The following is a 26,097-nucleotide window of genomic DNA, read 5'->3' on the forward strand; positions in this document are numbered from 1 at the left end:
CTCGGGGCATGGTCGATGCGGTGGTGGTCGGGGCGGGACCCAACGGGCTCGCCGCCGCGGTGACGCTCGCGCGGGCGGGGCTGTCGGTGGAGGTCGTCGAGCGCAACGACACGATCGGCGGGGGAGCCCGCACGGCCGAGCTCACGCTGTCCGGGTTCCACCACGACGTCTGCTCCGCCGTGCACCCCATGGCGCTGCAGTCCGAGTTCTTCCGGCTGTTCGAGATGGAACGCCGCATCGAGCTCCGGCTGCCCGAGGTGCAGTACGGCCACCCGCTCGACGGCGGCCGTGCGGGCATCGCCTACCAGGACCTCGAGCGCACCGCTGCGGAACTCGGGCTCGACGGCCCCGCCTTCCGCTCCCTGATGGGCCCGCTCTCGCGGAGCGCCGACCAGGTCGCCGACTTCGCGACCGACGCGCTGCTGCACGTCCCGCGCCACCCGCTCACGGTCCTGCGGTTCGGGCTCCGCGCACTGGAACAGGGGAGCCGGGCGTGGAACGCACGCTTCCGCCAGGACGTCGCCCCCGCGATGGTGACCGGCGTCGCCGCGCACTCGATCCAGCACGTCCCCTCGCTCTCGACCGCCGCCGCGGCGCTGTCGCTCGGCTCCTACGCGCACGCACGGGGCTGGCCGGTGCCGATCGGCGGCAGCCAGGCGATCGTCGACGCGCTCGCCGCCGACCTGGTCGCGCACGGGGGCACGATCGAGACCGGTCGCGAGATCCGCTCGCTCGGTGACCTGACACCCGCGAAGGCCGTGCTGTTCGACACGAGCGTGCCCGGCATGCTGCGGATCGCCGGCAGCCAGATCCCGTCGCCGCGCCGGGGTGCACTCCGCCGGTTCCGGTTCGGCAACGCCGCCGCCAAGGTGGACTTCGCGCTGTCCGACGCGGTGCCGTGGACCAACGACGAGCTCCGGAAGGCGGGCACCGTGCACATCGGCGGGACCCGCCAGGAGATCGCCGAAGCCGAGGGCGCCGTCGCCCGCGGACGGCACGCCGAGCGGCCCTACGTCCTCGGCGCGGAGCCGACGGTCGTCGACCCGTCTCGGGCGCCGGCCGGCAGGCACGTCTTCTGGGCGTACGCGCACGTGCCCGCGGGCTCCGACGTCGACCCGACCGAGATGGTCACCCGGCAGATCGAGCGCTTCGCCCCGGGTTTCCGCGACACCGTCCTGGCGTCGAGTTCCCGCACCGCCGTCCAGATGGGCGAGTACAACCCGAACTACGTCGGCGGAGACATCGCCGCCGGTGCCGCGAGCTTCTGGCAGCTGGTCAAACGCCCCGTGCTCTCGAGCGACCCGTGGCGGATGGGCGGCGGCATGTACCTGTCGTCCGAAGCTGCGGCTCCCGGGCCCGGTGTGCACGGCATGGCAGGCTGGCACGCGGCGCGCAGTGCCCTGCGGCACACGTTCGGCCTGTCCGAGGACGTCGACCTGCGCCCGGAGGAGTGACCACCATGGCGAAGAACGTCCGCATCATCCGCTGCTCGCCCGAGGCCGTCTTCGCGGTGCTCCGCGACGGCTGGCTCTACCCCACGTGGGTCGTGGGTGCGTCGCGCATGCGCAAGCAGGAGGCGGACTGGCCGGCCGTCGGCACCCGCCTGCACCACTCGTTCGGTGTGTGGCCGCTCGTGGTCGACGACGTCACCACATCGATGGAGTGGGACCCGCCGCGCAGCCTGGTGATCCAGCCTGAGGGCTGGCCGCTCGGCGCGGCACGCGTGGCCCTGACGGTCGAGCCGCATGCGCGTGGGTGCCGGGTCACGATGGTCGAGGACGCGGTCAGCGGGCCGATGACGTACGTCCCCGGCTTCCTCATGCAGCCGCTCATCTGGGTCCGCAACCGCGAGGCGCTCCGCCGGCTCGGCTGGGTCGCGACGGGTCGCGCCGACCGCTGACGGGAGGCCCGGTGCCAGCTGGTGACGAGCCTCCGGTCCGGACCGTGGCCGGCTACCGAGCGCGGCTGAACTCGCTCGCGCGCCGCACCTGGTCGTCGGTCAGGGCGACGCCCGTGTACCGCTCGAACTGGCGAGCGGCCTGCAGGGCGATGACCTCGGCACCCGTGATGACGTGCTTGTCAGCTGCCCGGCCGGCGCGCACCAGCGGGGTCTCCGAGGGGAAGGCGACCACGTCGAAGACCGTGTGGGCCGCGTCGATGCGAGCCTGGTCGAAGGCGAGCGTCTCCGCCTCGTCGCCGTCCATCCCGAGGGGCGTGACGTTGACGAGCAGGTCGGCGTCACCGGCCTCGTCCTCGGTGCGCGTCCAGTCGTAGCCGTACTGGTCGGCGAGGGCCCGCCCCGTGTCCGCGTTGCGGGCGACGACCGTCAGGTGGTCGAAGCCCGCGCCGCGGAAGGCTGCGGTGACCGCCTTCGCCATCCCACCGGAGCCGCGCAGCAGCACGCGCGCGGACGTGTCGACGCCGTGCGAGGCCAGCAGGGCGGCGACTGCCTCGTAGTCGGTGTTCGACGCGGTGAGCACGCCGTCGTCGTTCACCACGGTGTTGACGGACTGGATCGCGGCCGCCGAGTCCTCGACGACGTCGACCAGCGGGATGATCGCCTCCTTGAAGGGCATCGACACCGAGCAGCCGCGGATCCCGAGTGCCCGGATGCCCGTGACGGCGCCCGCCAGGTCCGTCGTGGTGAACGCCTTGTAGATGAAGTCCAGCCCCAGCTCGTCGTACAGGACGTTGTGGAACCGGGTGCCGATGTTGCTCGGTCGGGCCGCGAGCGAGATGCAGACCTGCATGTCCTTGTGGAGGATGGGCATGGTCGCCAGTCTCCCACGGCCACGCCGATGGAGCGGTCCACATCGGGGTCGGGCCGCAGCAGGGGTACCGTCGGGCGTGATGAGTGATCTTCCTGAGACCATGCGAGCCGTCCGATTTGACGCGTGGGGCGACCGCTCCGTGCTGCACGTGGCCGACGTCCCCGTGCCGGCCGTCGAACCCGGGCGCGTGCTCGTCCGCGTCCGCGCCGCCGGCATCAACCCGGGCGAGGCCGCGATCCGCCAGGGCCTGTTCGACGGTGGCGACGACACGAAGCTCCCGTCCGGGCAGGGCACCGACTTCGCCGGGATCGTCGTCGCGGTCGGCGAGGGCGTGGACGGCGTCGACGAGCGCGAAGAGGTCATCGGCTGGTCGTGGGAGCGCTCGAGCCAGGCGGAGTACGTCTCCGTGCCGGCGGAGCAGGTCGTCCAGAAGCCCCGGTTGCTCGACTGGACGGTCGCCGGTGGGCTGGACGTCGTCGCGACCACGGCGGCCGCGGCCGTCCGCGCCGTCGACCCGAAGCCGGGGGAGACCGTCGTCGTCTCCGGCGCCGCGGGCGGCGTCGGCGGGTTCGTCACGCAGCTGCTCACGAACGAGGGCATCGACGTGATCGCCGTCGCGTCCGAGGCCAACCACGAGTGGCTCGCGTCGAAGCGCGCCCGTCCGGTGACGTACGGCGACGGACTGCAGCAGCGCATCGAGGAGCTCGCGACGAACGGCGTCGACGCCCTGATCGACACGCACGGCGCCGAGTACGTCCACCTGGGCATCGCGCTCGGCATCCCCGCGGACCGCATCGAGACGATCATCGCGTTCGAGGCGGCGGCCGAGGTCGGGGCGAAGACCTCCGGCAGCACCGACACCGCCGACCCGGAGATCCTCGGGGCGCTCGCCCGGATGGTCGCCGACGGCGAGATCGAGGTGCCCGTCGCAGCCACGTACCCGCTCGATCGCGTGCAGGACGCCTACGAGCAGCTCGAGCAGGGGCACACCCGGGGCAAGATCGTCCTGATCCCGTAGCGTCGGGGCCATGAAGTCACTCACGCGTCCCCGTTCCGGTCGTCTGCTCGCCGGCGTGTGTGCCGGGATCGCCGACCGTCTCGGCTGGTCCCGGTTCCTCGTCCGTGTCATCTGGGCGCTGCTCAGCCTGTTCCCCGGCCCGCTGTGGATCGCCTACGTCATCCTCTGGATCCTGATGCCCGCACAGGGCGGTCGCCGACGCTGAGTGACGATCGGGGACCGACCGTCCGGACGGATTAGGGTGGCGGACGTGCCGGTCTCCGTGTTCGATCTCTTCAGCATCGGTGTCGGCCCGTCGAGCTCGCACACCGTGGGGCCGATGCGGGCCGCCGCCGCCTTCGCCGCGCAGGTCGCGGAGCTGCCCGTCGCGACGATCCGCGTCGACCTGTACGGCTCGCTGGCGTCCACCGGCCAGGGCCACGGAACGCTCGGTGCCGTCGCGGCCGGCCTGGCGGGCGAGCAGCCGGAGACGGTCGACCCCGACGCCGTGGCGCTCGCGCTCGACGAGCTCGAGCGCACCGGTGTCCTGCGGATGTCGGGCGGGACCACCGTGCCGTTCCGCCTGCGCGACGTCGTCCAGCACCCGCTCACCATGCTGCCGCGGCACCCGAACGCGATGCGGCTGCGGGCGTTCGACACGAGCGGTTCCGAGATCGCGGTCGAGACCTACTACTCCGTGGGCGGCGGGTTCATCACGCGCGACGGCGACGACGCTCCCGCGGCGGTGAGCGAAGCGGCCATCCCCGTGGTCGACGCCGTGCCGCACCCGTTCTCGAGCGGCGCCGAACTGCTGGCGGCCTGCGCCCGGACCGGCCTGCCGATGAGCGGTATCGCCCTGGCGAACGAGCGGGTCGAACGGTCCGAGGACGACGTCCGTGCGGGCCTGCTCGCCGTCCACCGGGTGATGGAGTCCTGCGTCGACCGGAGCATCCGTCGGGTCGGCACGCTGCCCGGCGGGCTCGACGTCCGTCGCCGCGCCGCGAACTGGTACGAGCAGCTGGTGCGGGACGACCCCGACCACGACCCGCTCTTCGCGATGGAGTGGGTCAACCTGACCGCGATGGCCGTCAACGAGGAGAACGCGTCGGGCGGCCGGGTCGTCACGGCCCCGACCAACGGCGCCGCGGGCATCATCCCCGCGGTCCTGGCCTACGCGCTCACCTACGTGCCGTCGATCGGCCCCGACGACCGCGACGACGCGGTCGTGCGGTTCTTGCTCACCGCGGGTGCCATCGGTTCGATCTACAAGGAGCGCGCCTCGATCTCGGGCGCCGAGGTCGGCTGCCAGGGTGAGGTCGGTTCCGCGGCGTCGATGGCCGCTGCCGGACTCGCCGAGGTGCTCGGCGGGACCCCGGAACAGGTCGAGAACGCGGCGGAGATCGCCATGGAGCACAACCTCGGCCTGACGTGCGACCCGATCGGAGGGCTCGTGCAGATCCCCTGCATCGAACGGAACGCGATCGCGGCGAACAAGGCGATCAACGCCGCCCGCATGGCCCTGCGCGGGGACGGCGTGCACCACGTGTCCCTCGACCAGGTCGTCGAGACGATGCGGCAGACCGGGGCCGACATGTCCACGAAGTACAAGGAGACCGCGATGGGCGGTCTGGCCGTGAACGTCCCGCTCTGCTGAACCAGCCCACGATCCACGGTGGGCGGTGTGGCGGCGGTGGGACGGGCCTCCAGTCGGACCCGAACGGGGGCGGGACGCCGCGATCCGGCGCGCGGTACCGTGCTGGCGGCTCGCAGTCCAGCTGCGGGCGCGGGTGCCCACGGACCGGGCGCCGTCCCGAGTCATGGAGTGACCGATGCCGTACCGACCCCTCGCCCTGCTCGCGGCGACCGCACTCGCCGCGAGCCTCGCCGTCGGCATCGCCGCTCCCGTCTCGGCGGATCCCCTGCCGACGCCCGCCCTCGGGTTCACCGGCGTCCCGACGCCGTCGGACCCGACCGACGGGCGCACGCCCGCCGACACCCCCGTGGACCTGACGATCGTGTTGCGGCCGACCGACCAGGCGGCCCTGCGCGCACTGCCGACCACGACCGCCGAGGCCGGCGTGGCCGAACGCGGGGACGCCGTGGACGCGGTGGCCCCCGCAGCGCAGCGGGGAGCTGCCGTCCGCACCGCACTCGTCGCCGCCGGGTTCGCGGTGACCGACCTCGACACGTGGGAGCTCGAGGCGACCGGCACCGCCGCCCGTGCCGAAGCACTGTTCGGCGTCCAGCTGCTCGGCACCGGGGACGGCATGCACCCGGTCTCGGACGCGGTCCTGCCCGCATCGTTCGGCGACGCCGTGACGACCGTCCTCGGGCTCGACACCCGACCCGCCGCGGCGCACTCGGCCCTGCCCGGGGGCTACGCGCCCGCCGACCTCGCTCGCGCCTACGGTTCGTCGTCCGCCGCGACCGCCGGGGCCGGGACCACCGTCGCCACCGTGCAGTTCTCGGGGTGGGACCGCAACGACCTGGTGGCGTACGCCGCCGCGGTCGGCCGGGCGGTCCCGGCGGTCGACCAGATCGCGATCGACGGAGCCGACGTGCACCGGTTCGACGGCGCCGGCGGGGAGACTGAGGTGGCGCTCGACCAGCAGGCGCTGCTCGCGACCGCGCCCGCGGCACGGCAGCGCGTCTACGTCGCGCCGAACTCCTTCCAGGGGATCTACGACAGCTACAGCCGGATCGCCGACGACGTCCAGCGCGCCGGCATCACGGCGGTGAGCGTGTCGTGGGGGTCGTGTGAGTCGCTCACCTCGGCCGGAGCCCGCGCCGCCATCGACGACGCGCTCGACCGCATCGTCGCGGCGGGTGCCACGGTGTTCGCTGCGTCGGGGGACGACGGTGCGGACTGCCCGACCGGTCCGTCGAGCGCCGTCCGCTCGGTGACGTACCCGGCATCGTCGCCGGCGGTCGTCGCGGTCGGCGGGACGTCACTGACGACGACGGCCTCGTCCACGACGGAGTCGGCGTGGGGGAACGACCTCGGCGCGAGCGGCGGCGGCACCTCGGCGGCCTATGCGCGACCGGCGTGGCAGACGGGAGTCGGGGTGTCGGGCCGGCAGCGCCTGGTGCCGGACATCGCCTCGACGGCCGACCCGGCGAAGGGACCGGGCATCTACCTCGGTTCCGCGCACGGGTTCGTGTACGGCGGCGGGACGAGCCTCGCCGCGCCGGTGGTCGCCGGACAGCTCGCCGCCGCACTCGGCGCGCAAGGGTGCACGGCTGGCGTCGGCGACCTGCACCAGACGATCTACGCGAACCCCGGTGCGTTCCGCGACGTCACGACGGGGACGAGTGGCCTGTACCGCGCGGCGCGGGGACACGACCGGGCGACCGGACTCGGGACACCGCGGTGGTCGGTGCTCGGTGCGCTGCTGCCGGCGAGCGCCTGCGCCTCGGGGACCCCTGCCGGATCGGCGGCCGCCGCGGGTGCCACGGCCACCGGGATCACGGGATCCGCTGCCGCCGCGCCGTCGGGCACCTCGATCCGGTCGCCGCACGGCCTGTACTGGCTGGACGTGCAGGCCGACGGTCGGCTCGTCGAGTGGGGCGGCAGCGGCGTGCTGTGGTCGACACCGACCCGCTCGCCCGGTGCCACACTGGCCGTCGGGACCGACGGCACGCTGGCACTCCGGGCGACCTCGGGAGCGACCCTGTGGAGTGCGGGCTCGCCGTCCGCGGGTGACGCGCCGACCCTGCAGGTCTCGGACCTCGGCGTCGTGCAGCTCGTGCGCGGCAGCACGGTGCTCTGGCAGCAGGTGCCGGCGACCCGGGACCGGTTGGTCGCCGGGGGGAGCCTGCTCGCCGGGCAGGAGATCCGGGACACCACCGGGGTGCGCCGACTGCTCGTGCGCGTCGACGGGCAGCTCCGCATCATCATCGGCACGAGGACGGTGTTCACGGTGGCCGGTGGCCCGGGTGCGGCGCTCCGGATGCAGGCGGACGGGAACGTCGTGCTGTACGACGCCGTCGGCCGCGCTCGGTGGTCGACGCGGACGGGCAGGTTCGGTGGGTCCGGGATGGAGCTCCGGATGCGGACGGACGGTGACCTCGTGCTGACGCAGGGGGCCACGCGGCGCTGGCACTCGGGCACGAAGGGCTGAGGCGACGGGCCTGTGGCGCTGGTGCGCCGGGCCTGTGGCGCTGGTGCGCCGGGCCTGCGGCGCTGGCGCGCCGGGCCTGCGGCGCTGGCGCGTCAGGAGGCCAGCAGCTCGAGCAGCCGCGCGGTCTCAGCGGCGATCGCGTCCCGCCCCGCGCCCACGTACCGGCGCGGGTCCACCACGTCGGGGCGCTCGTCGAGCACGTCGCGGAGCGCTCGCGTGAACAGCCCGTTCAGGTGCGTCGAGATGTTGACCTTCGTCATGCCCGCGGCCACCGCGCCGCGGAGCTCGTCGTCGGACAGGCCCGACGAGCCGTGCAGGACGAGCGGTACGGCGACCGCGTCGCGCAGGCGGGCGACGAGGTCACGGTCGACCGAGGCCTCGCGCGTCTGCATCGCGTGCGAGGTCCCGACGGCCACGGCCAGGGCGTCGACGCCGGTCGCCTCGACGAAGGCAGCGGCCTCCTCCGGGTCGGTCCGGACGCCCGGAGCGTGCACGCCGTCCTTGCCGCCGACCTCGCCCAGCTCGGCTTCGATCGCGATGCCCGCGGCGTGACAGGCCTCCGCCAGGTCGCGGGTGGCGGCGACGTTCCGGTCGTGGTCGAGATGTGACCCGTCGAACATGATCGAGTCGACCCCGAGCGCGATGCCCGCGGCGACGAGGTCGGCGTCCTCGATGTGGTCGAGGTGGACGAGGACCTCGACGTCCGCGGCGCGGGCGATGGCCTGGGTCGCGGTCGTGATCGGGACCAGGCCGCCGTGGTACCGCACGCAGTTCTCGCTGATCTGCAGGATGACCGGCAGCCCGGCCTGTTCGGCGCCCGTGACGATGGCCTCGGCGTGCTCGAGCAGCACGACGTTGAACGCGCCGACACCGCGGTGGTCGGAGCGAGCGGTGTCGAGCAGTCCGGTGAGGGCGAGGTCGGTCGTCATGCGGGGCTCCGGGAGGGGTCGTGGATCGGTGGTCGTGCTGGGGCGGACGTGGGTTCGGGGGCGGGCGCTCACGCGGGGTCCCGCGGGCGTTCGCCCGGGGTCAGGAAGCGCCGGACGGCTGCGCGGTCGACCTCGCCGGCGACGGGTCGCAGCACGGCAGCGGCGCCGAACGCGGCTGCCGTGCGCAGGGCCAGGGGCAGGTCGGCTCCGTCGCGCAGTGCCAGGACGAGGCCCGCGGTCGCGGCGTCCCCGGCCCCGGTCGGGTTGCCGGTGACGTCCGGGACGGCGGCGACCTCGACGACGCCGGTGCGGGAGTGGGCCGCGATGCCCCGGTGGCCGCGCGACACCACGACGAGTCCGGCACCGCGGTCGAGCAGCGCGAGTGCACCGTCCCGCTCGTCGCGGTGCCCGGTGGCCTCGGCGAGTTCGTCACGGTTCGGCTTGCAGACCGAGGCCCCGGCCGCTGCGGCAGCCAGCAGCGCGGGACCGGCCAGGTCGGCGACGACGAGCAGCCCGGCCGCGACGGCGTCGGCGATCCACGGCGCGACGGCGCCGGGGTCGGCGCCGACCGGCAGCGAGCCCGAGACCACGAGCGTGTCGGCGTCCTCGGTCATCCTCCGCAGCACGCCGCCCAGGTCCTGCCAGGTCGCGAGCGTGGTGGCGGGTCCGGGTTCCCCGAACATGGTGGGGTGGGCGCGGTCGTCCACCACGGTCACGGTCGTGCGGGTCTCCCCGTCGACGGGCACGGCCGTCATCGGGAGTCCGAGCGCCTCGACCTGCTCGGCGACCCAGCTACCGGCGGCACCCCCGAGTGGCAGCACCGAGTGTGTCGGGGCCCCCTCGGCGGTCAGGACCCGGGCCATGTTGAGGCCTTTCCCGCCGGGTCGACGCTCGACCGACCGCACGCGCTGGGTCGTGCCGATGCGCTGTTCGTCGACGCGGTAGGTGACGTCGACCGCGGGGTTCGGGGTGACGACGACGATCATGCGGGCACCGGGTACTCGGTGCGGACGCGGCGGGTCAGCGGGTCGACCACGAGCAGGCGCGCGGGGGAGCCGACGGACAGCGGCTCGGGCTGGCCGAGGACCCCGGCGGCGCGGCCGGAGGTCGCCGCGACTGCCTCGGGCAGCGTGGCACCGGCGTCGAGCAGCCGGTGGAAGCCGTCGACCACCGTGCTGGTGCTGCCGGCGAGCGACGAGCCGTCCGCGGTCATGGCGATCCCGTCCGTCACGACGACGGCGGACCCGGCGACGCGGTGCTCGCCGTCCGGGCAGCCGGTGGCGGCCATCGCGTCGGACACGAGCGCGATGCGGCCCGCGGCGCTGCGGCGGGCGAGGTCGATGGTCACGTCGTCGAGGTGGTGTCCGTCGGCGATGAGCTCGACGGTGAGCCGGTCGTCGGTCAGCGCGACCCCGACCGGCCCGGGCGCGCGGTGGTGCAACGGCGGCATCCCGTTCCACAGGTGGGTCACGAGACGTGCGCCGGCGTCCACCGCGGCGCGGACGGTGTCGGCGTCGGCGTCCGTGTGGCCGACGGCGACGACCACACCGGCCTCGGTCAGCAGCCGGACCACGTCGAGCGCACCGGGCAGCTCGGGGGCGATCGTGACGATCCGCAGGGCGTCACCCGCTGCGTCGAGGAACCCGGCGGCCTTGGCCGTGCTCGGGGCGTGCAGGAGCGACGCCGCGTGGGCGCCGCGCCGTGCTGCCGAGAGCCAGGGGCCCTCGAGGTGCAGTCCGGCGAGTGTGCCGTCGGCGACGAGCGGTCGGAGTCGCCGCAGCGCGACCTCGGTCGCGGACACCGGCCCGGACGCGATCGAGGCGACGAGTGCGCCGGTGCCGCGGGCACGGTGGTGCTCGACGACACGACGGGCGTCGTCGGCGGAGCACGAGGCGAAGTCGTGGCCGAGCGCGCCGTGGGCGTGCAGGTCGACGAACGCCGGCACGACGACGCCGTCGTGGTGCACGTGGTCGACGTGTGGGGGCCGGGTCCCGGTGCCGCGTGCGGTCACCACGCCGTCCCGGACGAGCAGCCAGCCGTCGTCGAGGACCGCATCGGGGGTCACGAGCCGGTCGGTGGTGACCAGCGTGGCTGTGGTCGTGGGGGTCATGCGGGGCCTCCGGACGGGACGACGGTGTCGAGCAGCTCCCGTGCCATCACCGCGGCGCCGATGGACCCTGCCGCATCGCGGTGCCGTGCGGGGACGACCGCGGGCGGGCGGAGCCCGGGGAGCCGCTCGGTCACGGCGCGGCGCAGGGGGTCGAACAGGACGGCACCGGACTCGGCGAGGCCGCCGCCGACGATGAGGGTGTGGCAACCGGCGACCGCCGTCATCCACCCGAGCGCACCGGCGAGGACGTCGACGCACTCGTCCCAGACCCGGATGGCGGTCGGGTCGCCGGCGTGCACCAGCTCGACCGCGTCGCGCGCCGTGGGGACACCGGTCCGCCGGGCGACCGCACCGGCCGATGCGATCTCCTCGACCCGCGCGCCGCGGTGGGACCCCTCGGTGATGCGGACCTGACCGATCTCGCCCGCCCACCCGCCGCCGTCGACCACCGTGCCGTCGACGACGAGCGCGCTGGCCAGCCCGGTGCCGACCGGGACGAACCCGACCGAGCCGGTCCGGAGTGCGCGGCTGGTGTCGTCGGAGCCGCTGACCTCGGCCAGGGCGCCGGCCCGGACGTCGTGCCCGAAGGCGACGGGGATCGTGATGCCCCGGACGAGCAGGGCCTGGTGGACCCGGTCACGCAGGGGGAGGCCGCGCCAGCCCAGGTTGACGGACAGCACCGCGGTGCCCGTCCGCTCGTCGACCACGCCGGGGACGACCACGCCGACGGCGTCGAGCGGCCCGACGGTGTCGATCGACCGCGCGGTCAGGTCCGCCACGACCTCGGCGAGGCGAGCCGCGGCGGGGTCGTCCCGTGGGGTCGGCACACGGTGCTCGGTGAGCACCCGGCCGGACTCGTCGACGACACGGGCCTTGATGCCCGTGCCGCCGACGTCGACCCCGAGCACGACCCCGCCGGCGCCCATCAGGTGAGGATGACCGAGCGCGTCAGCGATCGCGGGTTGTCCGGGTCGAGTCCGCGGCGCTCCGCCAGGGCGACGGCGAACCGGTGCACGACGACCAGGCCCGCGATGGGGTCGAGGTCGTGGTGGACGAACCGGGCGCCGGTCGCTGCGACCTCGTCGGCCAGGCCGTCCGGCGTGGCCCCCAGCGACCACACGAGCCGCCCGGGCTGTGCGATGGCGATCGGACCGTGACGGTAGTCCATGGCGGGGTACGACTCTGCCCAGAACTGCGCTGCCTCCCGGGTCTTGAGCGCGGCTTCGGAGGTCAGCCCGACGGCGGCACCACGACCGACGAAGGTCACCTGCTCGGCATCGAGGAGGTCGTCGACCGGGATCGTGAGCGCGGTCTCGGCCTGGGCGGCGAGGGCGTCGACGTCGTCACCGAGCGAGGCCCGGAGCAGCGCCAGCGTCGTCGTGGCGAAGCGGGTCTGCACGACGGACCGCTCGTCGGCGAACGGCAGCGCGATCGTCTCGGCGGCGACAGCGGCCGCCGGGCTGTCCGCGACCGCGGTGATGAGCACGGTGCGCTGCCCGCGCAGCGCCTGCAGCAGGGACACGATCTCGGTGGTGGTGCCGGACCTGCTGATGGTGACGACGCGGTCGTACTCGCGCGCCGCCGGGTACTCCGAGCCGGCGAAGGCGTCGGTCACGCCGAGACCCGCCTGCTCGCGGGCGACGGCGTAGCTCATGGCGATGAACCAGCTCGTGCCGCAGCCGATGACGGCGACGCGTTCGCCGGGCCGGGGGAGTGCATCGACGAACGAGGGCAGCAGGCCGGCGGCAGCGCGCCAGGTCTCCGGCTGCGACGCGAGCTCCGCGCTCACGAAGGTGTCGGTCATGGGAGCCTTCCGATCCTGAGTCGATCCGGATGATCGATGGTCGGCAGCTTAGCGAGCGATCGTGCGCAGTGCGAGGGCAAAACGTCATTCCCGATCATGGAGGGGTGTACGGACCGCCCGTAGGATGGCCGTCATGACTCCGCAACAGCGGCTCAACGCCCTGCTCGAACTCGTGAGCGAACGGGGCAACGTGTCGATCTCCGAGATCGGCGAGATGCTCGGGATTTCGGCGGCGACGGCCCGGCGCGACCTGTCCACGCTCGCCGACCAGCGCCTGGTCACGCGCACGCACGGCGGAGCCGCCGCGCTCGGGACCGGGTACGAGCTGCCGCTGCAGTACAAGATCGCGCGACAGGCCGAGGCGAAGACGGCGATCGCCCGCGCCACCGCGGCACTGATCGAGCCCGGCGACACGGTCGGTTTGAACGGCGGCACCACGACCACCGAGGTCGCGCGCGAGCTCGGCAAGAGCGAGCGCTTCAACCGTGCCGACGGCGAGTTCGGCATCACGATCGTCACGAACGCGCTCAACATCGGGTACGAGCTGTCCGTCCGCGCGAACGTCAAGATCGTGGTGACGGGCGGGGTCGCCCGCCGCCAGTCGTACGAGCTCGTCGGCCCGCTCGTGCGCGACACCCTCGACGAGTTCGCGCTGGACGTCGTCGTCCTCGGGGTGGACGGCCTGACCGGTCAGTACGGGGCGACGACCATGCACGAGGGCGAGGCCGAGGTCAGCCGGCACTTCGCCTCGGTCGGTCGGCGTGTGGTGGTCGTGGCGGACTCGACGAAGGTCGAGCGCGCCACCTTCGCGCGGATCTGCCCGCTCGACCGCATCGACGTCCTGGTCACGGACCAGCCGGTGCCGCCCGCCTTCGCGGCCGACCTCGCCGCGGCGGGCGTCGAGCTCGTCGTCGCCGACTGACCGACCCCGACGCGCCGCCGCCGCCGCCGCCGCCGCCGCCGCCGACCCCGACCCCGACCCCGACGCAGCGGCCCGACGGACGCGACACGGCGCACGCGACGCACGCGACGCACGCGACGCACGCGACGGACGCCGCACCGGACGTTACCGGCGTGTAAAACCCTCGCTCCCCGCTTCCGTGAGCGATCTGTGAGCGCCTATTGTGCATTCATGATCGATTCGGCATCATGGGCGTCACAATCACGCAAGGGAGCGAGATGAGCGTCGACACGTACGAAGGCCTCCGCATCGCGGTGGTCGGCATGGGGCAGCGGTCCGCCATCGCACGGCACGTCGCCGAGGCGGTCGCCGGTGCATCCGACCTGCAGGCCAGGGTCACCGCCGTCGCGGACGTCACGCCCGCCGGACGGCAGCGCGGGCACGCCGAGCACCCGGACGCGCAGGTCGTCGAGGACCACCGGGCCCTGGTGGGGCTCGTCGACGCGGCGATCGTCACCACGCCGGACTGGACCCACGCCGAGATCGCGATCGACCTGCTCCGCGCGGGCATCGCCGTCTACCTCGAGAAGCCACTCGCCATCACGGTCGAGGACGCCGACGCCGTGCTCAACGTCGCGGCCGAGACCGGCACCCCGCTCTACGTCGGGCACAACTTCCGGCACGCGGCGGTCGTCCGGCTCATGCGCCAGGTGATCGACCGCGGCGAGATCGGCCAGGTCAAGGCGGTCTGGTGCCGGCACTTCGTCGGCAACGGCGGCGACTACTACTTCAAGGACTGGCACGCCGACCGCACCAAGGTCAACTCGCTGCTGCTGCAGAAGGCCAGTCACGACCTCGACGTCATCCACGCCCTGGCCGGCGGGTACACGCAGCGCGTCGTCGGCATGGGTTCGCTCTCGGTGTACGGCGACGTCACCGACCGTCGCGACCGCAGCGGTGAGCTGATGGGGGACTGGTTCTCGCTGGACAACTGGCCGCCGCTCGAGCAGACCGGGCTGAACCCGGTCGTCGACGTCGAGGACGTCTCCATGGTGATGATGACGCTCGACAACGGCGTGCAGGCGAGCTACGAGCAGTGCCACTTCACGCCGGACTACTGGCGGAACTACACCGTCATCGGCACCGAGGGCCGCCTCGAGAACATCGGCGACACCGGCGGCGGCGTGGTCAAGGTCTGGAACCACCGGCGTGGCTGGGACGTGCGCGGCGACCGCGAGTACCCGGTCGACGGCGTCGAGGACGGACACGCCGACGCCGACCTGCTGACCATGACCGAGTTCCTGCGCAGCGTCGCACTCGGCGAACCGACCACCCTGTCGCCGATCGCCGCCCGCGCGGCGGTGGCGGCCGGGGCGCTCGCGACCCGCTCCCTCCGGAACGGCTCCGTCCCGATCGACGTCCCGGCCCTGCCGGACGCCACGATCTCCCACTTCACCCACCCCACCCAGACCGTCACCCGCTGACGGACGTGCGAAAGGACCACCCGATGACCGCACACATCCCCGCCCGAGGCACCGGTTCCGGCAGTCGCCGGCGCCGCATGCTGCTCGGGGCAGTCGCCGCCCTCGGCGCGGCCGTCCTGCTCGCCGGGTGCTCCACGTCGTCCGGTGCGTCCGGCGGCGGCAGCGGCGACTACGAGAAGATCGCCAAGGACACCAAGGCGACGCTGAACTACGCCGTCTGGGACGAGAACCAGGTCAAGGCGATCAAGGCCAACATCGCGGGCTTCAACGAGGAGTACCCCGACATCACGGTCAACGTGGACGTCACCCCGTTCGCCAGCTACTGGACGAAGCTGCAGACCCAGGGCTCGAGCAACACGCTGCCCGACCTGTTCTGGATGAACGGCCCGAACTTCCAGCTCTACGCGGCGAACGGCAAGATCGCGCCGATCACCGGCGAGGTCAAGGCCGGGGCGATCAAGCCGGGCAACTACTCCTCGGCGCTCAACAAGCTGTACACGTACGACGGCACCCAGTACGGCGTGCCGAAGGACTTCGACACGATCGGTGTCTGGGTGAACAAGGCGCTGTTCGAACAGGCCGGCGTCGCACTGCCCTCGAAGAACTGGACGTGGGACGACTTCCAGGCCACCGGCAAGGAGCTCTCCGACAAGCTCAAGGGCCAGGGTGCCTACGGTGCAGCCGGCGGCATGGACGGCCAGACCACCTACTACGACACGATCTTCCAGGCCGGTGGGTCGGTGCTGAACGCCGACGGCTCGAAGTCCGAGTACGCATCGAAGGCCTCCGAGGCCGGGCTGCAGTTCTGGACCGACCTCATCAAGTCCGGGGCCTCGCCGTCGATCAAGCAGCTCACCGACACGACCGCCGACCAGTGGTTCACCTCGGGCAAGCTCGCGATGTACCAGGGCGGCAGCTGGTTCCGCTCGGCACTCGTCGGCTCCGACATGGAGAAGGACGTCGTGGTCTACCCGCTGCCCAAGGGCAAGCAGCAGGCCACGGTCATCCACGGTGTGTCGAACGTCGTGGCCGAGGGCAGCAAGAACAAGGCGGCCGCCCAGGCGCTGCAGGTCTACCTCGCCGGCAAGACCGCGCAGCAGCAGCAGGGCGACATGGGGGCGGTCATCCCGGCCTACACCGGGACGCAGGACGCCTTCACGAAGACGATGCCGGACGCCGACCTGCAGGTCTTCCTCGACGCGGTCAAGTACGCCAAGCCCCTGCCGGTGTCCAAGAACACGGCCGCGTGGAACACCCTCGAGACGAACATGCTGCCGAGTGCCTTCGACGGGTCCGAGCCGGTCGACCAGGTCGCGCAGCAGCTCGCCACGAAGATGGACACCGCCCTCGGCAAGGAGCAGTGACGCCCCGGCGTCCTGGAGTGATCCGATGACGATCCACACCGAGCACCCCGACACGGCGACCACCCCGGTCGCCACCCCCGCCCGGACGCAGCGCGCGTCCGGGCGGGGGGGCCCCNACGGTCGGACGGACGGCGCGTGGCCCTGGCTGTTCGTGCTGCCGCTGCTGGTCGGTGTCGCCACCTTCTACATCTGGCCGATCCTGCAGACCTTCTGGTTCTCGTTCACGAGCTGGGGGGTGTTCGGCGGGGCGACGTTCACCGGCCTGGCGAACTACACACGCCTGCTCGCGGACCCGCAGCTGTACCAGTCGCTGCTCAACACGGTCATCTACACGGCGATCGTGCTGGCCGGCATCCCGATCGCGGTCTGGCTCGCGAGCCTGCTCAACACCCCCGGCCTGCGGTTCGCCCAGTTCTACCGCGTGCTCTTCTTCCTGCCCTACGTCGCGATGCCGGCCGCCATCGCGCTCGTCTGGCGCATCATGTTCAACGGCGACTACGGCATCGTCAACTGGTTCCTCGGACGGTTCGGCATCGACGGTCCGTACTGGATCTCGACGCCCGGCTTCGCGCTCGTCGCGGTGAGCCTCGTCGGACTGTGGTCGTCGCTCGGCTTCTCGATGATCATCCTCGGCGCCGGGCTGAAGGACATCCCGCCCGAGCTGTACGAGGCGGCCGAGCTCGACGGCGCCAGCCGGTGGCGACAGTTCCGCTCCGTCACCGTGCCGCTGCTGACCCCGAGCATCTTCTTCGTGGTCATCGTCACGACGATCTCGAGCTTCCAGCTGTTCGACCTGCTGTACGCGATCCTCGGCAGCACGAACCCGGTCATCCCGAAGACCATGTCCCTGGTCTTCTACTTCTACAGCGCCGGGTTCATCGACAACGACAAGGGCTTCGCCGCGGCGATCGCGATGGTGATCTTCGTCCTGATCGGCATCGTCACGCTCGTGCAGTTCCGGGTCCAGAAACGGTGGGTACAGGCATGACCGGCATCATCCAGGCACGGGGGCAGAAGGTCGCCGTCGCCACCCGTGCCAGCGCGGCCCGACGTCCCGCGACGATCCGGGCGGGCCGCCGCGGCGGCAGCCACTGGTGGATCCACGTCGTGCTCGGGGTCGGCGGCTTCGTCATGGCCTTCCCGTTCCTCTGGCAGATCATCATGTCGCTGTCCACGAACGCCCAGGTGCAGTCCGTGACGCCGGTGTTCTGGCCGGGGGAGCTGCAGTGGCAGAACTTCGCCGCGGTGTTCGAGCGGCTGCCGTTCCTCAGCCAGCTCGGCACGTCCGTGTACGTCACGATCATCCGCACGATCGCGCAGATCATCCTCTGCACGCTCGCCGGCTACGCCTTCGCACGGATGCGGTTCCGCGGCCGCGCCCTGCTGCTCGGCATCGTGCTGTCGATCCTGCTGGTCCCGTCGCAGGTGTACCTGATCTCGCAGTACCAGATCGTGCAGGGCCTCGGCTGGCTCGACACCCTGGCCGGGATCGTCGCACCGGGCCTGTTCAGCGCGTTCGGCACGTTCCTGATGCGGACCGCGTTCCTGAACCTGCCGCCCGAGCTCGAAGAAGCTGCGCGCATGGACGGCGCCAACCCGTTCCAGGTGTTCTGGCGGATCATGCTGCCGTTGGCCCGCCCGTCGATCAGCGTCCTCGCGATCACGACGGTGCTGTGGTCGTGGAACGAGCTGCTCTGGCCGCTCGTGGTCTCCACCCGGGCCGAGGACATGCCGCTCGCCGCGGGCCTGGCCACGCTGTCGAGTGACCGCACGATCGACTACCCGGTGCTGATGGCGGCCAGCCTGATGGCGATGGCGCCCGTCCTCATCATGTTCGTCGTGCTGCAGCGCCGGGTGATCGACGGGCTGGCCTCGTCCGGGCTGAAGTGACCCGGGAGGCCCACCCCGCCGCCGTCGCGCTGCTCACCGGAGCGGTGGGTCGGGTCGTGGACCCGGATCGCCTCGCGACGTCGCTCACCAGATGCGTCCGGGACGCGGCCCCGGACGCCCGGGACGACGTCGATGCCCAGGACGAGCTCGCGCTCGCCGCGGTGCGCGCCGTCCTGCCGTCGACCAGGGCGTGGCTCGTCGCGCACGGCGCGACCGACGCGCAGGCGGCGGCGAGCGTCGCGGACGTCGAGCGCAAACGCGACCGGTACGGCATCCGGGGCACCGGGTTGTCCTGGTTCTGCGCGGTCGCGACCGGACGCGTGGTGGCCGTGGGGCGCCTCCAGTTCGAACTCGGGGTGTCGCTGCCGGACGGCACCCGGGCCTGGGGCGTGCACGTGCCGGAGACCGGACCGCTCGACCCGGACGCCTGCGACCGGTCGTTCGCCGCGGCGCCGGACGTGCTCCGACGACTCGCACCCGAGCACACGGCGCGCGTGTGGAGCTGCCGGTCCTGGACCCTCGACCCCGGTCTGCCGCACGCGATCGGCGCGGACGCGAACCTCGCGCGGTTCGCCGACCGGTTCACGCTGGAGCCGCCCGGCCCCGACGACGAGCACGAGGGCGATGAGAGCGCCGCGAAGTTCGTCTTCGGCACCGACCTCGCCACCGCCCGCACCGCGACGCCCGTCGGCCGCGTGCAGCGTGCGGTGGCCGACCGCTGGTCCGGTGGCGGGCACTGGACGGAACGCACCGGGACCGCTCCCGTCGCATGAGCCCGTCCAGATCCGCGGGCGTACCGTCGCGCCCATGAGCGAACCGGACCGCGACCACCTGGACGACGGCGTCGACATGACGTTCGACGAGCGCCGCCACGACACGCTCCGGCGGATGTCGGGGTCGGACGAGCACGACGAGGACCCCCGTGTCGAGGTCGCTGAGCTCGACGACGGCACCGTGCGGATCGACGTCGCCGACACGGCCGCGGTCCGACCGGGCGGGACGGACCCGCACCGACGCGACCGGCACTGACCGGGCCGGGTCCTCTCCCTGGTCCGTCGCGTCGAGCGGGGACGGTGGTGCACGGCATGATCGTCCCGTGCACCTCGTCCTCAGCCGCGTCGACGGCGGCGTCCTCGCGACGCCCCTGACCGACACCGGCGCTGCCGACGGTGCGCCGGTCCCGGTGGCCGACGCGGACCTGCCCGCGTTCGTCGCACAGCACGAGGGCCCCGGCGTGCGCTGGGTGTGGGACGACACCGCCCGCTGGTACCCGCTCGTGCTCGCGGCGGGTGGCCGCGTGGCCCGCTGTGTCGACCTGCGGCTGGCGCATCGGATCCTCCGCGCGGCACTGGCCGCCCGCGGATCGGCGCTGCAGACCGCACCCGAGTCGTCGTGGGACCGTCCCGCCCCGTCTGAACGGGTGGCGCGACCGACCCAGGCGGCGCTCTTCGACGACGCGCTCTTCGCCGGCATGCAGCCGGCCGACGACGTCGACCCAGCCGCCGAGCTCCGTGCGCAGCTCGAAGCCGTCGCCGGTTCGACCGACCCGGGAGCGCTCCGGCTGCTGGTCGCGGCCGAGTCCGCCGGTGCCCTCGTCGCCGCCGAGATGCGCTTCGCAGGGCTGCCCTGGCGCGCGGACGTGCACGAACGCCTGCTCGAGGACGCCCTCGGTCCCCGGGTGCCGTACGGGGTGCGGCCCCGTCGGCTCGAGGAGATCGCCGACGCGCTCCGTGCCGCACTCGACGACCCCGCGCTCAACCCGGACTCACCCGCTGACGTCCTGCGCTCGCTGCGCCGGGCGGGCCTGGTGGTGGACAGCACACGCAAGTGGGAGCTCCAGCAGCTCGAGCACCCTGCCGTCGAGCCGCTGCTCGAGTACAAGCGCCTGTACCGCCTGCTGACGGCGAACGGGTGGGGCTGGCTCGACGAATGGGTGCGGGACGGCCGGTTCCACCCCGAGTACGCCGTCGGTGGGGTCGTCACCGGGAGGTGGGCCGCGAACGGCGGCGGGGCCATGCAGCTGCCGAAGACCATCCGGCCGGCCGTCGTCGCGGACGACGGCTGGAAGCTCGTCGTGGCCGACGCCGCGCAGCTCGAGCCGCGGGTCCTCGCCGCGATGGCGGGCGACCTCGACATGGCCCGGGCCGGCGACGGACGTGACCTGTACGACGGCGTGGTGGCCTCGGGGGCGGTCGAGACCCGGCAACAGGCGAAGGGCGCGATGCTCGGCGCGATGTACGGCGCGACCCAGGGGGAGGGCGGCCGGCTCGTCCCGCGACTGGCTCGGGCCTTCCCCCGTGCGCTCGACCTGGTCGAACGGGCTGCGCGCGCGGGGGAGCGCGGCGAACCGGTGACGACACGACTTGGTCGCACGTCGCCGATCCCGGAACCGGCGTGGTTCGAGGCCCGGAACCGCGCGTGGTCGGTGGACGGCACTCCGGCGATGCAGCGGTCCGTCGAGTCGCGGGCACGCAGCTGGGGGCGGTTCACGCGCAACTTCGTGGTGCAGGGCACGGCGGCCGAGTGGGCGCTCTCGTGGATGGCGTCGCTCCGGACCCGACTCGCCGCGCGGTACCGGGGCCCCGTGCGGGACGGCGCGCACCTGGTGTTCTTCGTGCACGACGAGATCGTCCTGCACACGCCGGAAGCCGACGCGGCCTGGGTCGCCGAGCAGGTCACGGCAGCGGCCGAGGACGCGGGCCGGATCCTGTTCGGGTCGTTCCCGGTGACCTTCCCGCTGTCCGTCTCGGTCGTCGACGACTACGGCAGTGCGAAGGACTGACGGGCGCCCGGCGGCCTGCCGTTCTTCTCGTGCGGGGCTGGTCGCGTGGTGCGGGTCAACAAGCGGGCACGGGGCCGACAAGCCCGCACCGCGTCACCACACGCGCCATCGCGCAGCCGCACGCCACTGACGCCCGGGCACCCGCAGCGACCGACGGGCAAGCTGGTCGGATGACCGACGACGACCGCCGAGAACACCGGACCGTCGGCGACGTCGACCTGACCACCTGGCGCACCCGCCTCGGCCGGACCGTCGCGTCCGCCTGGGTGCGGCTCGGCGCGCGCTTCGGCGCCCTGCCCCTGCTCATCGTGACGCTGCTGATCGGCATCGGGGTCGCATCGGTGTGTACGTGGGCCGCGTCCGAGGTCTACGAGGGCGTGCGGGAAGCGGACGACGCCGCCGTGCTCGACCGTCCGGTCCTGGACTGGATGATGACGCTGCGGTCGCCCGCGCTCGACACGGCCGTCACGTGGTGGACGAACGTCGCCGGGACGATCGGGATGCCGATCGTCGCGTTGGGGTTCCTGGTCGGGTTCACGATCCAGCGTCGGGCGTGGACACCCGTGGTGCTGCTCGTGGCCGCCAGCGCGGGGTCGCTGCTGATGACCGTCGCGGGCAAGGACCTGATCGGCCGGGCTCGTCCGCCGCTCGCCGATGCCGTCCCGCCGTTCGAGCACTCGCCGTCCTTCCCGTCCGGACACACGCTCAACGCGACCGTCGTCGTCGGCACGATCGTCTACCTGCTGCTGCTCCGCGAGAGCCGCCGCGTGACCCGCGTCTGGACCGTCGTGCTGGGCACCGCGTTCGTGGTGTCGATCGGGGTGTCCCGGGTGTTCCTCGGGCACCACTGGTCCACCGACGTGCTGGCGGCGTGGGCACTCGGGCTGGCGTGGCTCGCGGTCGTGGTCACGGCGCACCGCCTGTACCTGACGGCCGTGCGGCACCGCGACGAGGACGTCCCGGCGGCGCAGGCCGTCAGGCCGAGCCGGTAGGTTGCCGGGCATGGAAGAACGGGTCTTCGGCGGCAGGTACCGCGTCACGGGCACGCTCGGCCACGGGGGCATGGCCTCGGTGTACCGCGCGGTCGACGAGCAACTCGGACGCGAGGTCGCGGTCAAGGTCTTCCGCATGGGCGCGGTGGACCACGGTGAGCGAGCCCGTGCCGAGGCCGAGATCCACGTGCTCGCCGGCCTGCGCAGCCCGGCTCTGGTGACCCTCTACGACGCCGCACTCGACGACGCCGACGGCGACTCGTACCTCGTGATGGAGCTGGTCCCGGGCAGCGACCTGGCGACGCGCCTGCGCGAGGGGCCCCTCGACCGTGCCACGACCGCACGGGTCGGCGCCCAGGTCGCCGACGGCCTGGCCGCGGTGCACGTGCAGGGCATCGTCCACCGCGACGTCAAGCCCGCGAACGTGCTGCTGGAGTCCGACGGCTCGCACGTCAAGCTCGCCGACTTCGGCATCGCCCTGCTCCGCGACGCCGCCCGCGTCACGGGCACCGGCACGGTCATGGGCACGGCGGCCTACATCGCCCCGGAGCAGGTCCTGGGCCAGCCGGTCACGGGCAAGGCGGACGTCTACGCCCTCGGCCTGATGCTGATCGAGTGCCTGTCGGGTCGCATGCCCTTCCCCGGCACCGCGGTCGAGTCCGCCACGGCGCGGCTCGCCAGGTCGCCCGAGATCGACCCCGCGCTGCCCACGGCCTGGCGCGTGCTGCTGCACGTGATGACCGCGACGGACCCGGCGGAACGACCGACCGCCGCCGAGGTGGCCGACCGGTTGCGCGCGCTGTCCCACGACGACGCCGCGCCGGCGACGCAGTTGCTCCCGGGAGGCCCCGGCACGCTCACACCGGCGGCTGCGGCCGCCGGGGTGGCCGGAGCCACCGCCGTGCTCGGCTCCCCGACCGCGGCGTCGGCCGACCAGGCGACCCAGGCGATGTCCGGCGCGGACCAACCGACGCGCGCGATGCCCGTGACCCGACCGCAGGACGACGCGACCCGCGTGATGCCGGCGAGCGGGGCCTCCCGGCAGGACGACGTCGCGACCACCGTGCTCGGTGCACAGCGGGGGAACGCCGGCGGCACCGGTGGCGGCGCGCCGGTAGCGCCACGTGCCGCACAGCCTGAGCCGCCCGAGGAGCGCAAGCGCCGCACGGGGCTGATCGTCACGCTCGTCATCGTCGGTGTGCTCGTGCTCGCCGGCATCGTGGCAGCGGTGGTCGCACTCGGTGGCGGCGGTTCGACCCCCGCACCGACGGACTCGTCGTCCCCGAGCCAGGAACAGCAGCAGCCCTCGGATGAGCCGTCCCAGGAACAGCCGTCGGACGAGCCCTCGCAGCAGCAGCCCTCCGAGCCCGAGCAGCAGCCGTCCGAGCCGGAACAGCAGCCGTCGCAGCCCGAGCAGGAGCCCTCGCAGCCGTCGGAGCCGTCGAACGGCCCGCAGCCGTCCGTCCAGCCGACGCTGCCCGTGCAGACGCCGGTCGGTGACACGAACGCGGGGCCAGCGGGTGGCACGGGCACAGGCCCCGGCTCCGCTCCCGGCAAGTCGGGCAGCGCCCCGGGCCACGACAAGGGCTGAGCGCTCAGGAGCGGGTGAGCGCGGCCTCGATCGCGTCGCGGACGGGGAGCGGCTCGCGGCCGAGCAGGTCACCGAGCAGCGGGTCGACCTCGTCGAACTCGCCGGCGCGTGCGGCGCGGAACATGCCGAGCAGCAGCTGCGCCGCGGGCTCGGGCGTGCCGCCCGCCACCTGCCCCGCGAGCCACTCGTCGTCGTCCACGACCGTGCGGCGGACGGTGGTGCCGGTGACGTCGGACAGGATCCGCGCGACGTCGTCGAACGTGACCGCGTGGCGTGCCGTGAGCGGCGGCGTCGGCCCGTCGAACACCGGACCGTCGTCGAGCAGCAGCGCGTCCGCCTGGGCGAGGTCGGCGCGCGCGGTCCACGAGACCGGACCGTCCTCGGGCAGGAGCAGCTCGCCCGACTCCTGCGCTCCCGCGATCAGCCACCCCACGGTGTGGGCGTAGAACCCGTTGCGCAGCGAGGTCCACGGGGTGTCGAGGTCGGCGAGGGCGGCCTCGGTGGCGGCGTGGTCGACGGCGAACGCCACGGGCGAGTCGGCCCGGGTGTTCTGGTGTGCGGTGTAGAAGACCCGCTCTGCGCCCGCGTCCACCGCGGCCTGTGCTGCGGCGTCGTGCATGGCGACGCCCTCGGCCCCGAGTGTCGAGCCGGAGACCACGAGCACGCGGTCAGCGCCCTCGAACGCGTGCGCCAGCGACGACGGGTCGGCGAAGTCGCCGGCGCGGACGCGGACGCCACGTGCCGCGAGGTCGGCGGCGCGGTCGACGTCGCGGACACTCGCGCCGACCTCGGATGCGGGGAGCCGGGTGAGCAGGGCCTGCACGGTGGCGGAGCCCAGGGCGCCGGTGGCGCCGGTGACGATGATCATGGGGAGACCCTTCGTTATCAGTGGAAACACCAGGACCATAACACTGGAAACTCAGCGGTAGCAAGGAACCGTTATCGTTGATCCGTGACCGACTCCGTCCGCGACCGCATCGTCGAAGCCGCCGCCGACCTGCTCGCCGACGGAGGGCCCCGGGCCGTGACCACCCGCGCCGTGGCCAGCGCCGCCGGAGTGCAGGCGCCGACGATCTACCGCCACTTCGGCGACAAGGACGGTCTGCTCACGGCGGTCGCCGAGCGGGTCTTCGCCGCGTACGTCGCCGGCAAGACCGTGCCCGACGACGTCGACCCCGTCGAGCACCTGCGGGACTCGTTCGACGCGCACATCGCCTTCGGCCTGGCCAACCCCGGGCTCACGGCGCTGTTCTCGGACCCGCTGCGCGCGCACTCGACGACGGAGGACCAGGGGATCGCCGTGCTGCGCGAACGGGTGCACCGCGTGGCGCTGGCCGGGCGTCTGCGTGTGCCGGAGTCGCGGGCGGTGTCCCTCGTGCACGCCATCGGTGTCGGCGTCGTGCTCGACCTGATCGGCACGCCGGTCGGCGAGCGGGACCCGCAGCTGGTCGGGGCGGCGTGGCAGGCGTTGGCGAGCGCGGTCCTCACCGAGCCGGCGTCCGAGCAGGTCTCCGGACCGGTCCCCGGCGTCGACCCGCGTGCGGCGGCGGTCCGTCTCGCTGCGGACGACCGGGCGCTCGCAGCGCTGCGTCCCGCCGAGCAGGCGCTGCTGCGCGAGTGGCTCGAGCGGATCGCCGAGGGCTGAGCGACCGCGCGGCGGCGCGCGGGCGGGGTTTCGTCCATCCTCTGGAGCAAATAGGGTGGACGACGTGCGAGAACTGCAACGGAGCGGTGGCCCGACGACGGCCGTCGCAGCCAGGAACCACGTCGGCTTCACCTCATCCCAGGGGTACCTCGTCGAGCGCAGCGACGGTGACGACCAGGCCACGGCCGTGGTCCCCGGCTTCGCGGGACACACGATCACGGACGGCGAGCGCCTGTCGTGGGTCTGGTTCCCCGAGCGGACGCTGCCCGACGGTGCGACGGAGCCCACGCCCGACGACCTGCCGCACTTCTGGGACGCCACGGCCTTCGCCCTCGACGTGGTCTTCACCGACGGCTCCCGCGCCGGCGACAGCGCGACCGACCAGTACGGCGACGCTCTCACCCCGGCCGCGCAGGACACGGCCCGCAAGCAGTGGGTCGACCAGTGGAACCGGCGCGAGGTCGACCTGACGCCGTTCGCGGGTCGGGTGGTGGACCGCCTGGAGGCACGGCTCGGCTCCGCCACGTCCGCTGCGGCCGGTGGCGGCGCGCGTCCCGCCCTCCGTGGCTGGCTCGACGACGTCCGGATCGAGCAGCCCCGCCGGCCGTCCGCCACCAAGCCGCTCGACCACGTCCGGACCACCCGCGGCACGCAGGCGTCGTCCCGGTTCTCCCGCGGCAACAACGCCCCGCTCGTCGGGATCCCGCACGGCGGGG

24 protein-coding genes and 1 pseudogene are annotated in these 26,097 nt (G+C 73.3%); 18 read left to right on the forward strand and 7 right to left on the reverse strand.

Features of this window, described 5'->3' with window-relative positions; translation table 11 throughout:
• Positions 1-8: 8 nt before the first annotated feature.
• Together ASG04_RS05300 and ASG04_RS05305 are read left to right on the forward strand one after the other, a co-directional pair.
• Positions 9-1,454: a phytoene desaturase family protein gene (locus ASG04_RS05300; protein WP_056121199.1), complete on the forward strand. Its 1,446-nt coding sequence runs from the start codon at positions 9-11 to the stop codon at positions 1,452-1,454.
• A 5-nt stretch (positions 1,455-1,459) separates the two neighbouring features.
• Positions 1,460-1,900 carry an SRPBCC family protein gene (locus tag ASG04_RS05305; protein WP_056121607.1) on the forward strand — a complete coding sequence of 147 codons (441 nt, stop codon included), beginning with the start codon at positions 1,460-1,462 and terminating at the stop codon, positions 1,898-1,900.
• Between the two features lie 52 nt (positions 1,901-1,952).
• On the opposite strand, the gene ASG04_RS05310 is transcribed toward ASG04_RS05305, so the two are convergent.
• Positions 1,953-2,771: a shikimate 5-dehydrogenase gene (locus ASG04_RS05310; RefSeq protein WP_056121201.1), complete on the reverse strand. Its 819-nt coding sequence runs from the start codon at positions 2,769-2,771 to the stop codon at positions 1,953-1,955.
• 79 nt (positions 2,772-2,850) lie between these two features.
• Between ASG04_RS05310 and ASG04_RS05315 the strand changes: the two genes are divergently transcribed.
• From ASG04_RS05315 to ASG04_RS05330, 4 genes are all read left to right on the forward strand, one after another.
• Positions 2,851-3,789: an NADP-dependent oxidoreductase gene (locus tag ASG04_RS05315; RefSeq protein WP_235515442.1), complete on the forward strand. Its 939-nt coding sequence runs from the start codon at positions 2,851-2,853 to the stop codon at positions 3,787-3,789.
• A gap of 10 nt (positions 3,790-3,799) precedes the next feature.
• Entirely contained in the window at positions 3,800-3,994 is a 195-nt protein-coding gene (locus ASG04_RS05320; protein WP_056121204.1) for a PspC domain-containing protein, read from the forward strand.
• A gap of 45 nt (positions 3,995-4,039) precedes the next feature.
• A complete protein-coding gene (locus tag ASG04_RS05325) occupies positions 4,040-5,422 on the forward strand; it encodes an L-serine ammonia-lyase (protein WP_056121609.1) in 1,383 nt (460 codons plus the stop codon).
• A gap of 175 nt (positions 5,423-5,597) precedes the next feature.
• Positions 5,598-7,889: a S8 family serine peptidase gene (locus ASG04_RS05330; RefSeq protein ID WP_056121206.1), complete on the forward strand. Its 2,292-nt coding sequence runs from the start codon at positions 5,598-5,600 to the stop codon at positions 7,887-7,889.
• A gap of 92 nt (positions 7,890-7,981) precedes the next feature.
• On the opposite strand, the gene ASG04_RS05335 is transcribed toward ASG04_RS05330, so the two are convergent.
• The 5 genes from ASG04_RS05335 to ASG04_RS05355 all read right to left on the reverse strand — a co-directional run bounded on the left by ASG04_RS05335 (position 7,982) and on the right by ASG04_RS05355 (position 12,732).
• Positions 7,982-8,818: a class II fructose-bisphosphate aldolase gene (locus tag ASG04_RS05335; RefSeq protein WP_056121208.1), complete on the reverse strand. Its 837-nt coding sequence runs from the start codon at positions 8,816-8,818 to the stop codon at positions 7,982-7,984.
• 68 nt (positions 8,819-8,886) lie between these two features.
• Positions 8,887-9,804 (reverse strand): 1-phosphofructokinase family hexose kinase, encoded by a 918-nt coding sequence (locus ASG04_RS05340; protein ID WP_056121211.1) that lies wholly within the window; start codon positions 9,802-9,804, stop codon positions 8,887-8,889.
• The gene (locus tag ASG04_RS05345; RefSeq protein ID WP_056121212.1) at positions 9,801-10,928 is read right to left on the reverse strand and encodes an N-acetylglucosamine-6-phosphate deacetylase; all 1,128 of its coding nucleotides are present in this window, start codon (positions 10,926-10,928) and stop codon (positions 9,801-9,803) included. The genes ASG04_RS05340 and ASG04_RS05345 overlap by 4 nt, the downstream gene beginning before the upstream one ends.
• The gene (locus ASG04_RS05350) at positions 10,925-11,854 is read right to left on the reverse strand and encodes an ROK family protein (RefSeq protein ID WP_056121215.1); all 930 of its coding nucleotides are present in this window, start codon (positions 11,852-11,854) and stop codon (positions 10,925-10,927) included. The genes ASG04_RS05345 and ASG04_RS05350 overlap by 4 nt, the downstream gene beginning before the upstream one ends.
• A complete protein-coding gene (locus tag ASG04_RS05355) occupies positions 11,854-12,732 on the reverse strand; it encodes an SIS domain-containing protein (protein WP_056121217.1) in 879 nt (292 codons plus the stop codon). The genes ASG04_RS05350 and ASG04_RS05355 overlap by 1 nt, the downstream gene beginning before the upstream one ends.
• Positions 12,733-12,865: 133 nt before the next feature.
• Between ASG04_RS05355 and ASG04_RS05360 the strand changes: the two genes are divergently transcribed.
• From ASG04_RS05360 to ASG04_RS05405, 10 genes are all read left to right on the forward strand, one after another.
• A complete protein-coding gene (locus ASG04_RS05360) occupies positions 12,866-13,654 on the forward strand; it encodes a DeoR/GlpR family DNA-binding transcription regulator (RefSeq protein ID WP_056121611.1) in 789 nt (262 codons plus the stop codon).
• Between the two features lie 257 nt (positions 13,655-13,911).
• Positions 13,912-15,117, forward strand: a complete 1,206-nt coding sequence (locus tag ASG04_RS05365) for a Gfo/Idh/MocA family protein (RefSeq protein ID WP_056121220.1) — start codon at positions 13,912-13,914, stop codon at positions 15,115-15,117.
• A gap of 23 nt (positions 15,118-15,140) precedes the next feature.
• A complete protein-coding gene (locus ASG04_RS05370) occupies positions 15,141-16,481 on the forward strand; it encodes an ABC transporter substrate-binding protein (protein WP_056121222.1) in 1,341 nt (446 codons plus the stop codon).
• A gap of 340 nt (positions 16,482-16,821) precedes the next feature.
• Complete coding sequence (locus ASG04_RS05375; RefSeq protein WP_235515457.1) at positions 16,822-17,469, forward strand: carbohydrate ABC transporter permease; 648 nt, start codon at positions 16,822-16,824, stop codon at positions 17,467-17,469.
• On the forward strand, positions 17,466-18,371 hold the full coding sequence (locus tag ASG04_RS05380) for a carbohydrate ABC transporter permease (protein WP_235515443.1): 906 nt from the start codon (positions 17,466-17,468) through the stop codon (positions 18,369-18,371). The genes ASG04_RS05375 and ASG04_RS05380 overlap by 4 nt, the downstream gene beginning before the upstream one ends.
• A 56-nt stretch (positions 18,372-18,427) precedes the next feature.
• Positions 18,428-19,144 carry a hypothetical protein gene (locus ASG04_RS05385; RefSeq protein WP_156463540.1) on the forward strand — a complete coding sequence of 239 codons (717 nt, stop codon included), beginning with the start codon at positions 18,428-18,430 and terminating at the stop codon, positions 19,142-19,144.
• Positions 19,145-19,178: 34 nt separating this feature from the next.
• Positions 19,179-19,400: a hypothetical protein gene (locus ASG04_RS05390; protein WP_056121227.1), complete on the forward strand. Its 222-nt coding sequence runs from the start codon at positions 19,179-19,181 to the stop codon at positions 19,398-19,400.
• 67 nt (positions 19,401-19,467) lie between these two features.
• Positions 19,468-21,153 (forward strand): bifunctional 3'-5' exonuclease/DNA polymerase, encoded by a 1,686-nt coding sequence (locus ASG04_RS05395; protein WP_056121229.1) that lies wholly within the window; start codon positions 19,468-19,470, stop codon positions 21,151-21,153.
• A 170-nt stretch (positions 21,154-21,323) separates the two neighbouring features.
• Positions 21,324-22,145: a phosphatase PAP2 family protein gene (locus ASG04_RS05400; RefSeq protein ID WP_056121230.1), complete on the forward strand. Its 822-nt coding sequence runs from the start codon at positions 21,324-21,326 to the stop codon at positions 22,143-22,145.
• Positions 22,146-22,155: 10 nt separating this feature from the next.
• Positions 22,156-23,736 carry a serine/threonine-protein kinase gene (locus tag ASG04_RS05405; RefSeq protein ID WP_056121231.1) on the forward strand — a complete coding sequence of 527 codons (1,581 nt, stop codon included), beginning with the start codon at positions 22,156-22,158 and terminating at the stop codon, positions 23,734-23,736.
• A gap of 4 nt (positions 23,737-23,740) precedes the next feature.
• Here ASG04_RS05405 and ASG04_RS05410 read toward each other — a convergent pair whose 3' ends face one another.
• Entirely contained in the window at positions 23,741-24,604 is an 864-nt protein-coding gene (locus ASG04_RS05410; RefSeq protein WP_056121233.1) for an NmrA family NAD(P)-binding protein, read from the reverse strand.
• An 84-nt stretch (positions 24,605-24,688) separates the two neighbouring features.
• Here ASG04_RS05410 and ASG04_RS05415 point away from each other — a divergent pair, with 84 nt between their 5' ends.
• Together ASG04_RS05415 and ASG04_RS17700 are read left to right on the forward strand one after the other, a co-directional pair.
• Positions 24,689-25,381, forward strand: coding sequence for a TetR/AcrR family transcriptional regulator (locus tag ASG04_RS05415; RefSeq protein WP_056121238.1), 693 nt, complete (start codon positions 24,689-24,691; stop codon positions 25,379-25,381).
• A gap of 64 nt (positions 25,382-25,445) precedes the next feature.
• Positions 25,446-26,097, forward strand: a pseudogene (locus ASG04_RS17700) (glycoside hydrolase family 92 protein); the annotation flags it as partial.

Source organism: Curtobacterium sp. Leaf183 (genome assembly GCF_001424385.1).
Taxonomy (GTDB): domain Bacteria; phylum Actinomycetota; class Actinomycetes; order Actinomycetales; family Microbacteriaceae; genus Curtobacterium.

Bases quoted from the DNA above. Each gene is read 5' to 3' on its own strand.
- ASG04_RS05340 (WP_056121211.1), bottom strand. From the start codon at position 9,804: ATGATCGTCGTCGTCACCCCGAACCCCGCGGTCGACGTCACCTACCGC.
- ASG04_RS05365 (WP_056121220.1), top strand. From the start codon at position 13,912: ATGAGCGTCGACACGTACGAAGGCCTCCGCATCGCGGTGGTCGGCATG.
- ASG04_RS05390 (WP_056121227.1), top strand. From the start codon at position 19,179: ATGAGCGAACCGGACCGCGACCACCTGGACGACGGCGTCGACATGACG.
- ASG04_RS05300 (WP_056121199.1), top strand. From the start codon at position 9: ATGGTCGATGCGGTGGTGGTCGGGGCGGGACCCAACGGGCTCGCCGCC.
- ASG04_RS05380 (WP_235515443.1), top strand. From the start codon at position 17,466: ATGACCGGCATCATCCAGGCACGGGGGCAGAAGGTCGCCGTCGCCACC.
- ASG04_RS05400 (WP_056121230.1), top strand. From the start codon at position 21,324: ATGACCGACGACGACCGCCGAGAACACCGGACCGTCGGCGACGTCGAC.
- ASG04_RS05370 (WP_056121222.1), top strand. From the start codon at position 15,141: ATGACCGCACACATCCCCGCCCGAGGCACCGGTTCCGGCAGTCGCCGG.
- ASG04_RS05345 (WP_056121212.1), bottom strand. From the start codon at position 10,928: ATGACCCCCACGACCACAGCCACGCTGGTCACCACCGACCGGCTCGTG.
- ASG04_RS05410 (WP_056121233.1), bottom strand. From the start codon at position 24,604: ATGATCATCGTCACCGGCGCCACCGGCGCCCTGGGCTCCGCCACCGTG.
- ASG04_RS05405 (WP_056121231.1), top strand. From the start codon at position 22,156: ATGGAAGAACGGGTCTTCGGCGGCAGGTACCGCGTCACGGGCACGCTC.
- ASG04_RS05335 (WP_056121208.1), bottom strand. From the start codon at position 8,818: ATGACGACCGACCTCGCCCTCACCGGACTGCTCGACACCGCTCGCTCC.
- ASG04_RS05320 (WP_056121204.1), top strand. From the start codon at position 3,800: ATGAAGTCACTCACGCGTCCCCGTTCCGGTCGTCTGCTCGCCGGCGTG.
- ASG04_RS05305 (WP_056121607.1), top strand. From the start codon at position 1,460: ATGGCGAAGAACGTCCGCATCATCCGCTGCTCGCCCGAGGCCGTCTTC.
- ASG04_RS05350 (WP_056121215.1), bottom strand. From the start codon at position 11,854: ATGGGCGCCGGCGGGGTCGTGCTCGGGGTCGACGTCGGCGGCACGGGC.
- ASG04_RS05330 (WP_056121206.1), top strand. From the start codon at position 5,598: ATGCCGTACCGACCCCTCGCCCTGCTCGCGGCGACCGCACTCGCCGCG.
- ASG04_RS05310 (WP_056121201.1), bottom strand. From the start codon at position 2,771: ATGCCCATCCTCCACAAGGACATGCAGGTCTGCATCTCGCTCGCGGCC.
- ASG04_RS05315 (WP_235515442.1), top strand. From the start codon at position 2,851: ATGAGTGATCTTCCTGAGACCATGCGAGCCGTCCGATTTGACGCGTGG.
- ASG04_RS05360 (WP_056121611.1), top strand. From the start codon at position 12,866: ATGACTCCGCAACAGCGGCTCAACGCCCTGCTCGAACTCGTGAGCGAA.
- ASG04_RS05355 (WP_056121217.1), bottom strand. From the start codon at position 12,732: ATGACCGACACCTTCGTGAGCGCGGAGCTCGCGTCGCAGCCGGAGACC.